Below are 7,693 nucleotides of genomic sequence, written 5' to 3'. Positions count from 1 at the left end.
CGCGGTCTTGAAGTCGCCGGCTATCGCGATGATGACTCGGTCGGCGCCGACTTGATCCTGGTAATAGCGCTGCACGTCCGAATGCTTGATCGCTGCCAGGCTGGTTTCACTACCACCCACCGGTCGGCCGTAGGGATGCGTCCCGAACAAGCTCGCGCCGCCGTAGATCGACGTGAGCGATGAGCGATCCGAATCTTTCGCGGCCCGAATGAATTCGATGTAACGACCGCGCAGCGATTCGAACTGCGCCTGTTCCAACCGCGGCCGTTGCAGGACATCGGCCAGTAACTCGACCATCAACTTCTGATCGCGTGCCAGGAAGGAGCCGCCGACCGAAATGCTTTCGGTGCTCGCGCCAGTCGAGATGGTGCCGCCCACCGAAGCCACGGTCTCTGCGAACGCATTCGCGTCGCGCGCGCCGGCGCCTTTTTCGAGCAGGCCGGCTACCAGGCTGGCAGTGCCGAGGCGGTCTGCCTGATCGCTCAACGCACCACCGCGAATGAAGGCGGAGAAAGCGATCAACGGCACATCGTGACGTTCCATCAGCAACAAGGTGGCGCCGTTGCCGAGCTTCACCTTCTCGAAGTTCGGTGTCTTCACCGCGTCGGCGGCGAAGGTCGCGGATGCTGCGAGCGTGCCAACGGCGGCGGCGATCAAAACCAGTCGACGCAACCGGTTCATTGCACACCTCCCGACTTCGACTGCAACTCAGTTGCGGGGGGTGGCGAACTCAACACACCGACGGTGCGATTGGTCTGGCGAAGCAATTCGGTGGCCACTTTCTGAAGGTCTTGTTGAGTCACCGCTTCGTATTCACGGGGTGCATCGAATAGTTTCTGGTAGCCGCCTTGGAGTACTGCATACGTGCCGAGCGCTTGCGCCTTGCCGTCGATGGTCGCGAGGCCACGCCAGAAATCGGCGAGCGCCTGACTGCGTGCACGCGCCAGTTCATCCTTGCTGACGCCATCCTTGATGAGCTGCTCGATCTGTTGAGTGAACGCAGCTTCGGCTTGCTTGGCATCGCCGTCGGCCGGCAACGAAAGGAAGAACCACACCAGACCTGGATCGAAGCCGGCAGTGAAATAACTGTCGGCAGAGATTGCGAGCTTTTGTTCTTCGACCAGCGCGCGATGCAGTCTCGAAGCATCGCCGTCGGTGAGCACTCGTGTGAGCAGGTCGACCGCGGCTCGGCGCGGATCGGCACCGGAAATGCCGTGATAGGCGAACTGCACCAGCGGCGTTTGTGCTTCGGCAAGGACGGCGACGCGACGTTCGCCGAGTTGTTCCGGCTCGACGGTCTTCACCGGCTTGGGCGGTTCATGCGCGGGAATGGGTTCGAAGTGCTTGCGCGCCAAAGCGATCACGCTGTCGGCGTCGACATCTCCGACCAGAATCAGCGTGCAGTTGTTGGGCGCGTAGTAGGTCGAGAAGAACGTTTTCAGATCGTCGATGCTCCACGACAGGATGTCCGACGGCCAGCCGATGGTGGGAATGCCATACGGATGCGCGACGAACGCGGTCGCTTGCACCTGTTCCTGCAGCCGGCCCTGGTGACTGTCGTCGACGCGCAGGCGACGTTCGGAGTGCACGACTTCGCGTTCGCTCTCGACCACCTTGGGTTCGAACGCCAGGTTGCGCAGACGATCCGCTTCCAGCTCGAACACCGTTTCCAGCGCCGAGCGCGGGAACCAGTCCTGATACACGGTGACGTCGTCGCTGGTGAATGCGTTGTTGCGCGCGCCGTTGGCTTCGAGCACTTGGTCGAACTCGCCGGGCGCGCGCTTGCTGGTGCCGTTGAACATCATGTGTTCGAAGAAGTGCGCCAGTCCGGTGATGCCGGGCACTTCGTTGCGGCTGCCGACGCGCACCCAGTTGTAGAGCGCTACGTTCGGGATGTCGCGATCCGGCCAGACGATGATCTGCATGCCGTTAGCGAGCGTGGTCGCGCGCACCTGCGCGGCGCCGGGTACTTGCTGGGCCCCCGCAATGGGCGCGAACAACGCCAGGCTGACCAGCAGTAGTCGAGCCAGTACCAGTCGAGCCGGTACTAGTTGAGACAGTCCAGTTGAAACGCTCATGGAGCCACCCTTGCGATGAGGCCGGCCATGATAACGAGCCGGGGTCATTTCGGGTGCCGCGCGGCTTGCGCAAAAAAAACGCCGCCAGCGGGGAAGAACGCGGGCGGCGTTGAATTCGAAACTCCCAGCTCTCCGGGAGGTTCAGCGCATAAACGCGTGGCTATCGTTGCAATGGCTATGCCAATCCCTGTAAAAATTCAACGACCGGAGCGGGTGGCGCCGGATCAGCGACTTAGCCGGTCTGGTATGACAGTCAGGTCAGTGCGCTGGAGTGACGCGGCTGACGCGAAATGTCAGCTTCGGACCGCTTCGGTGACTTGGGTCACGGACTGACGCCATTCGCCGACTCAGGCTGCGCCCCCTGCATGGCGTGGAATAATCCGCGCTGCTTTCGTTTGGAGATGTTCATGGCCGATTCGCCCCGCCGCCGTCTTGCCGACCGCGTGTCCAGCAGCCCGACCTTCATTGGTTCGGGGTCCCGCTTCACTGGCGACCTGGAATGCAATAGCGACCTGGTGGTGGGCGGCGAAGTGGTGGGCGATGGCGAGGTGCGCGGCGCGCTGACCTTGTCCGATGGCGGCCATTGGGAGGGCGAAATTCGCGCCGGCAACGCCGTCATCGCCGGCAACGTCGAAGGCTCGGTCACCGTCGCGGAAAAGCTCGAACTCCGCGCCACCGCACGCATCAAGGGCTCGCTCAAAGCGCGCACCATCGCCGTCGCCAAAGGCGCCATCATCGAAGGCGACATGGCTGTGACCAGCGGCAAGGAAGTCGTGCACTTCGAGGAGAAGCGCGGCTCGGAGCCGAAGGCCAAATAACCTTCGGCTGCCGCCTAGTTCTCGGGCCTATTGGCAGGCCGTCAAAGCATTGATCCATTGCGAGATCAGCGTCACCGCCGCGCTGTCGACGGTGTTCGATCCGAGCGGCGGCATAGCGGACGTGTCGCGCCGATTCATTCGATTCACCATCAGCGAATTGGCCGAGCTGCCCGGCGCGATCAAGCGCGCATTCGAACCCAACCCCAGATCGCCGGAACGCGGCACAGCGTTGCAAGCGTTGGTGCCCACCAACGTTGCGCTGTAGCGCAAATCCATGTTGCTCGGCGTGAGTCCGCCCGGGCGATGACATTGCGAACAATTGGTGTGCAAGTAAGCGCGAGCCCGTTCGCTGACCGTGCCGGCGGTGCCGAACGGATCGGGCAACGCAGGTTGTGACGCTGCGTTGGTGATGGCCGGCGTGAACAGACCGATGTGATTGAGCGTGGTGAGCTCGTTCGCCGTGCGATTGGTTTGCGTATATGTGAAGGAGCGATTGAGCTGCGACGTTTCCAATCCCAAGGCGCGACCCGCGGCTTGGGTGTGACAGTCCAGACATTGGCCTTCGCTCGGGAAAATCCAGTTACGGCCGCTGCCCACATCGCGCACCGCGCCGCCTTCCACCAACGTCGCGTCAGTCTGTCCCGCGTTCCATTCGTAGCTGAAGCCGCCCCAGACGCCGTCGGGATGACGCATGAACAAACGTGTCTCGATCAGGCGCGTACCGATCCGGAAATTTTTCATCAGCACGGTGCCGGTGGGAAAGGTCCAGTCGCCGTCGGTCTCGACCGCGATGTTCTGGCCGTTGGGCAAGGCCAGCCAACGTTCTTTGTCCGCGCCATCCGACCAGAACGGCGCGTTGATCGCATACGGAATCAGACCCGAGGCCGGTTGTTTGGCATCGCTGGAGCTGACGCAGCCGGTGGCACTCAACTGCTGAGGCGCGGGATTGCTGCCGATGGTGCCGGTGAACTGGATCTTATGCAGCGTGCCGCCGTAATGGACCACATACAACTCGCCGTCGTTGCCTTCGCCGAAAGAGGAAATATTCAGATTGGTATCGAGCAGCTGCGTCGGCTCGCGCGGCTGCGTGGCGTTCTCGGCGATCCAAGCCCAGATGCGACCGGACGCGTAATCGCCGAATAGATATCGGCCCACCAAGCTGGTGTTCTGCGTGCCGCGATAGACATAGCCGCCGGTAATCGCAACGCCGAGATCGTGGTAGTACTCGGCCACAGGATCGATCAGCGTGGCGGAAGTGCAGCCGGGGGTGCCGCCGGTGTTGAAGTCATGCGCGCCTTCGCGACAACGCCAGCCGTAGTTGCCGCCCAGCGTTACCCGATTCACTTCTTCCCATTCGCCCTGACCGACATCGCCCACCCATAGATCGCCGTTGTCGCGATCGAAGCTCCAGCGCCACGGATTGCGCAAGCCATACGCGTAGATCTCAGGGCAATTGCCGCTGGCACGACCGGCGGCTGGACACATCGCGTTGCCTGCGTACGGATTGGACGGCGGACTCGAGTACGGCGTGGCGCCATCCACGTCGATGCGGAGCATCTTGCCGAGCATGATGGTGAGGCGCTGACCGTTGCCGCGATCGCCATGCTGATCGCTACCGCCGCCGCCGTCGCCCACGCCGAAATATAAATAGCCGTCCGGGCCGAACGCGATGTGGCCGCCGTTGTGGTTGTCGTAAACCTTGTTGACGGTAATCACCACCTGCTGGCTGGCCAGATTCAGGGTCGAGCCGCCATCGCTGCTGGTGAACGACGAGACGCGCACCACCATCGGATTGTCGCCGGTGGTGAACGCCAGGAAGACCCGATTGTCGGTGGGATAGTTGGGATGAAAGGCCATGCCCAGCAGGCCCATCTCGCCGCCGCCGGATAGCACGGTGGAGGAGATCGAGCTGATGTCGATGAACGTGCTGGCGCTGCTCGGCGTGGTGCCGGTGAACTGGCGCACGATGCCGTTTTGCTGAACCACGAACCAGCGCGAGCTGTCCGCCGGCGCCTGCAGCAGCGCCACCGGTTGGGTGAACGTCAGGTTGGTGAATCGACTCAGGGAAATATCGCTACCTGCATCGGGCCGCGGCCAGGCGGCGCAAGTAGCATTCGCCGGACGTGAGTCGAGGCCGGTGGTGGGCGTGCTCGGCGGCGGGTTTTGTGTCGGGGGTGCAGCGCTGCCGCCGCCCCCTCCTCCGCACCCCTGCAGCGCTGCCAGCAGCAGCGTCGCCAAAGCTAGTCGTACCGTGCTTAGTTTTACTTGTTCTGGTTTCATTGGGCAGCAACGCTTGATCGGTCAATGCGGATCCGCTGAATACAACGCGCAATGGTTCTTCTACTAAGATAGCGCCGATGAGTGCCAGTAGACTGTTGTCGCCCCTGCCCGATTTGATCGCGCAACGGGGCAATGCCGACGAATATCCGGAAAACACTTTACCGGCGTTGCGCTCTGCTTTGGAACTGGGTGCCCGACACATTGCCTTCGACGTGCAGCTCACCGCCGATCGCCAGCCGGTATTGCTGAACGATGCCAACCTGAAGCGCATGGCCGGAGTGGATCGTAATGCGCTCGAGATGACCTTGCAGCAGTTGTCCGACGTGTCGGTCACCGAGCCGGAGCGTTTCCAGCAGAAGTACACCGACATCGGCGTGCCGACGCTGGCGCAGGCTGTGAGTTTGCTGGCCATGAATCCGCAGGTGACGCTGTTCGTCGAGATCAAGCGCGCCAGCCTGCGGGTGTTTGGCGCCGACGTGGTGGTCAGGAAGGTTTGCGAGGTGCTGAAGCCGGTCGTGCGCCAATCGGTGCTGGTGTCGCGTGATCTGGCGGCGGTACACCATGTGCGTCAGGTGTCGTCGTATCGCATCGGCTGGCTGCTGAGCGAATATTCCAACCTGTCGGCGCTCAAGAGCGAAGCGCTGGTGCCCGACTATCTACTGTGCGATCAGGAGTTGCTCACTCAGACCAACGCGCAGTTGTGGCGCGGGCCTTGGCGATGGGCAATTCACAATGTGAGCTCGCGCGAGCAAGCCGTTCAACTCGCGGCGCGTGGGGCTCGATTGGTGGCGACCACGCAGTTCCGTCGGACGCTGCGTGATTTCAAGAGCGCGGCGGCGGCCAGCTGAGCCCTAAGGCGCCGAGCGATTGGCAAACATGATGTTGCCGATCTGCCGATCCGCCCAGCTGGTGCCGTTGAACGAATCCATGAAGCCGCAATGACCGCCATGGGGAATGCTGGTCACATGCAGATGCGGCGTGCGAGCCAGATTCTCCAGGTCGTGCGCCGGGATGATGGGATCGTCCAGCGAAATCAAGATATGACTCGGCACCGCCAGCTGCGATAGCGCGTCGCCGGTGATGGCGTAGCCATTCAGATAGGCGTCCAGATCGGAGAACTCGCTGAAATTACTCACCAGCATTTCCGTCATGGTGCGGATCGAGCGCTGTGCCAGGATCTGGCGGAAATCGTAGCGCTTGGGAAAGCACTGCTGCTTCCGGCGCAGCGAACGTTTCCACTTGTTGAGGAAATACTGCTGATAGATGAACCAGCCGTTCTCCAGCACTTCCATCGTACTGTGGGGACGAAGCACCGGGCACACCGCGGCCGCGCGTTCGAGCTCGATACCGGCCTGCTGCGCATTGGCGGCGACGCGTAGCGCGAAGTTGCCACCTAGTGAGAAGCCGGCAATGGTGACGCGCTTCTCGGGCATCGAGCGCTGAATGCTCCGGACCGCGCCGATGACTTCATCGAGCCGGCAGGAATGAAAAATGTCTTCGTTCAGATGATGGCTGGGACCGTGGTCGCGAAAGTTCAGGCGGAACACGTCACAGCCCTGGTCGAACAAGTGGCTGCCCAGCGATAACACATACACCGAGTCGGAACTGCCTTCCCAACCGTGCAACAGGATGGCCAGGTCGCGGGCCGGCGCTCTGCCGGCAGCTTCCTGACTGGAGTAATGGCCGAGCAGGCGTACGCCGTCGCCGCAATCCACGATCTGTGTGTCGGCGACCGCCAACATCTGCTTGGCGCGGCGAGCGATCAGCGGCCGGCGCAGGCTCAGGCTGGGGACGATGGACTGGAAATGGGCATTGGCCAACCAGCCGGAGGGGGCGAAGTCGGCGATAGCGAAGGCAGCGGGACTGAAGGCAGCAGAGTTCATGAGTCGATACGGATCGTGGACGAGCCTGGCAAGGTGCTGACAAAGTCCGCACCAACCAGAAAGCTTGGAGTGCTGAAGCCCGGGTTGCAAGCTCGATTCAGTACTACGTCGAGAATCCCCAGCGCCGCATGCACCGTCAGCGAGTAACCGTTGGCAGTGCGCAGCCGGGCGGTTCGTACCTCCCCGGCGGCATTCCTGGCCTCGCCCCACAGGTGCGTGGGGTTGTTGTCGCGCTGAGTTTTGTCGGGCGGGGTGATGCGCCGCTGGGCGCTGAACTTCACCAACTCGCGCACCCAGCGCTGCCTCAGCAGCGGGCGTACCAGGTTCGCGCGGCGCATGCCGTCGACGGATTTCTGGGAGCTGGCCGTGTACACCTCGATATTGGGAATGCCGGTCGTGTAATACGCCGTGCTGACATCGCCCCACGGGATGCTCACCGCCAGCTTCTCGCCAGCGCCGAAATCGATGCGACGCGTGCGCGAGCCGAGCTTTTCGCTGGTCAGTCGGCCGTCGATGCGCACACCGGAGCCTTTGCCGGCCGATTCGATGGCGGTTTTGGCCGTGCCTTTACTCAAACCGGCGCGACTGTCGAACCCCAGTGCCAGGTGCGTGGCGTCCGGCAGGGATTCCTTGA

General features: G+C 62.5%; 6 protein-coding genes and 1 pseudogene. 2 read left to right on the top strand and 5 right to left on the bottom strand.

The window, feature by feature from the left end; all coding sequences use genetic code 11:
* On the bottom strand, positions 1–681 hold a 681-nt coding region (locus JNL55_RS19365; RefSeq protein WP_293857414.1), incomplete at its 3' end, for a M16 family metallopeptidase.
* Complete coding sequence (locus tag JNL55_RS19360) at positions 678–2,078, bottom strand: M16 family metallopeptidase (RefSeq protein ID WP_293857411.1); 1,401 nt, start codon at positions 2,076–2,078, stop codon at positions 678–680. The genes JNL55_RS19360 and JNL55_RS19365, both read right to left, overlap by 4 nt.
* A 407-nt stretch (positions 2,079–2,485) precedes the next feature.
* Between JNL55_RS19360 and JNL55_RS19355 the strand changes: the two genes are divergently transcribed.
* Entirely contained in the window at positions 2,486–2,896 is a 411-nt protein-coding gene (locus tag JNL55_RS19355) for a bactofilin family protein (protein WP_293857407.1), read from the top strand.
* A 27-nt stretch (positions 2,897–2,923) separates the two neighbouring features.
* Here the strand turns inward: JNL55_RS19355 and JNL55_RS19350 are convergent, their stop codons facing one another.
* Complete coding sequence (locus JNL55_RS19350; protein ID WP_293857404.1) at positions 2,924–5,134, bottom strand: PQQ-dependent sugar dehydrogenase; 2,211 nt, start codon at positions 5,132–5,134, stop codon at positions 2,924–2,926.
* A gap of 119 nt (positions 5,135–5,253) precedes the next feature.
* Between JNL55_RS19350 and JNL55_RS19345 the strand changes: the two genes are divergently transcribed.
* Positions 5,254–6,024 carry a glycerophosphodiester phosphodiesterase family protein gene (locus tag JNL55_RS19345; RefSeq protein ID WP_293857401.1) on the top strand — a complete coding sequence of 257 codons (771 nt, stop codon included), beginning with the start codon at positions 5,254–5,256 and terminating at the stop codon, positions 6,022–6,024.
* Between the two features lie 3 nt (positions 6,025–6,027).
* Here the strand turns inward: JNL55_RS19345 and JNL55_RS19340 are convergent, their stop codons facing one another.
* Positions 6,028–7,059 carry a YheT family hydrolase gene (locus JNL55_RS19340; RefSeq protein WP_293857398.1) on the bottom strand — a complete coding sequence of 344 codons (1,032 nt, stop codon included), beginning with the start codon at positions 7,057–7,059 and terminating at the stop codon, positions 6,028–6,030.
* Positions 7,056–7,693: pseudogene (locus JNL55_RS19335) on the bottom strand (hypothetical protein); the annotation flags it as partial. The pseudogene JNL55_RS19335 and the gene JNL55_RS19340, both read right to left, overlap by 4 nt.

The sequence above is a fragment of the Steroidobacter sp. genome (assembly GCF_016790065.1).
Classification (GTDB): Bacteria; Pseudomonadota; Gammaproteobacteria; order Steroidobacterales; family Steroidobacteraceae; genus Steroidobacter.
Note: the sequence above shows the minus strand (reverse complement) of the source record. Positions and strands in the feature narration are given on the sequence as shown.

Bases quoted from the DNA above. Each gene is read 5' to 3' on its own strand.
- JNL55_RS19360 (WP_293857411.1), bottom strand. From the start codon at position 2,078: ATGAGCGTTTCAACTGGACTGTCTCAACTAGTACCGGCTCGACTGGTA.
- JNL55_RS19355 (WP_293857407.1), top strand. From the start codon at position 2,486: ATGGCCGATTCGCCCCGCCGCCGTCTTGCCGACCGCGTGTCCAGCAGC.
- JNL55_RS19345 (WP_293857401.1), top strand. From the start codon at position 5,254: ATGAGTGCCAGTAGACTGTTGTCGCCCCTGCCCGATTTGATCGCGCAA.
- JNL55_RS19340 (WP_293857398.1), bottom strand. From the start codon at position 7,059: ATGAACTCTGCTGCCTTCAGTCCCGCTGCCTTCGCTATCGCCGACTTC.